We start from the raw sequence: 1882 nt of genomic DNA, 5'->3' as shown, positions 1-1882 counted from the left end.
GCCCACGCCGACACGGCGAAATACAATGCGATGTATGCGGAATCGGTTTCCGATCCGGATGCGTTCTGGGGCCGGGAAGGCAAGCGGCTGGACTGGATCAAGCCGTATACCAAGGTGCAGAACACCGATTTCACCTTTGGCAAGGTCGGCATCAAGTGGTTCGAGGATGGGGTGCTGAACGTCTCGGTCAACTGCATCGACCGGCATCTGCGTGACCGTTCGCTGCAGACCGCGATCATCTGGGAGCCGGATGATCCGGCGACGCCGGCGCTGCACATCACCTACAAGATGCTGTCGGAAAAAGTGAACCGGATGGCCAACGTGCTGCTGTCGCAGGGCGTCATGCGCGGCGACCGGGTGGTGATCTATCTGCCGATGATCCCCGAGGCGGCCTATGCCATGCTGGCCTGCGCCCGGATCGGTGCCATCCATTCCATCGTTTTCGCCGGCTTCTCGCCCGATGCGCTGGCCAACCGGATCAACGATTGCGGCGCCAAGCTGGTGATCACCGCTGACAGCGCCCCGCGGGGCGGCCGCCGCACCCAGTTGAAATCCAACACCGATGCCGCGCTTTTGCACTGTTCGGACAAGGTGCGCTGCCTGGTGGTCAAGCACACCGGCGACCAGACCCACTGGACCCAGGGCCGCGATGTCGATCTGAAGGCGCTGATGGAACAGGTCAGCCCGGAATGTCCGCCGCGCCCGATGGGGGCCGAGGATCCGCTGTTCATCCTTTACACCTCGGGCAGCACCGGCAAGCCCAAGGGGGTGGTGCACACCTCGGGCGGCTATCTGGTCTATGCCTCGATGACGCATCAATACACCTTCGACTATCAGGACGGCGATGTGTTCTGGTGCACGGCAGATGTGGGTTGGGTCACCGGCCACAGCTACATCATCTATGGTCCGCTGGCCAATGGCGGCACCACGGTGATGTTCGAAGGTGTTCCGACCTTCCCCGATGCCGGCCGGTTCTGGGAGGTTTGCGCCAAGCACAAGGTGACGCAGTTCTACACCGCCCCCACCGCGATCCGCAGCCTGATGGGCCAGGGCCCGGAATGGGTGGAAAAGCACGACCTGTCGTCCTTGCGCGTGCTGGGTTCGGTGGGCGAGCCGATCAACCCCGAGGCGTGGAACTGGTACAACCAGCATGTCGGCAAGGGCAAATGCCCGATCGTCGATACCTTCTGGCAGACCGAAACCGGCGGCCACATGCTGACGCCGCTGCCGGGTGCGACGCCCACCAAGCCCGGCTCTGCCACCAACCCGTTCTTCGGCGTCAAGCCGGTGGTGCTGAACCCGCAGAACGGCCGCCGCATCTCCGAGGTGGAATGTGAGGGGGTGCTGTGCATCGCCGACAGCTGGCCGGGGCAGATGCGCACGCTGTGGGGCGACCATGACCGCTTCCAGGAGGCCTACTTCGGCCAGTATCGCGGCTATTACTTCACCGGCGACGGCTGCCGGCGCGACGAGGACGGCTATTACTGGATCACCGGCCGGGTCGATGACGTGATCAACGTCTCGGGTCACCGGATGGGCACGGCGGAAGTCGAATCCGCACTGGTGGCGCATCCGCAGGTGGCCGAGGCGGCGGTGGTGGGTTACCCGCACGACATCAAGGGCCAGGGCATCTATGCCTATGTCACCCTGATGAACGGCGAGGAGCCTTCGGACGAACTGCGCAAGGACCTGGTGAAATGGGTCCGCACCGAGATCGGCCCGATCGCCAGCCCCGACCTGATCCAATGGGCGCCCGGCCTGCCGAAAACCCGTTCCGGCAAGATCATGCGCCGCATCCTGCGCAAGATCGCCGAAAACGACTACGGCGCGCTGGGAGACATCTCCACCCTCGCAGACCCCTCGGTGGTGGAACAGCTGATCG

General features: G+C 64.1%; 1 protein-coding gene. It reads left to right on the top strand.

What is annotated here, in order from left to right; genetic code table 11:
* A partial coding sequence (gene acs, locus RSW2DRAFT_RS16910; RefSeq protein WP_008033228.1) for an acetate--CoA ligase occupies positions 1-1882 on the top strand: 1882 nt, incomplete at both ends.

Origin of the sequence: Rhodobacter ferrooxidans, assembly GCF_000176015.1 — a bacterium.
Classification (GTDB): Bacteria; Pseudomonadota; Alphaproteobacteria; order Rhodobacterales; family Rhodobacteraceae; genus Pseudorhodobacter_B; species Pseudorhodobacter_B ferrooxidans.
This window is presented reverse-complemented; position numbering and strand designations above follow the sequence as displayed.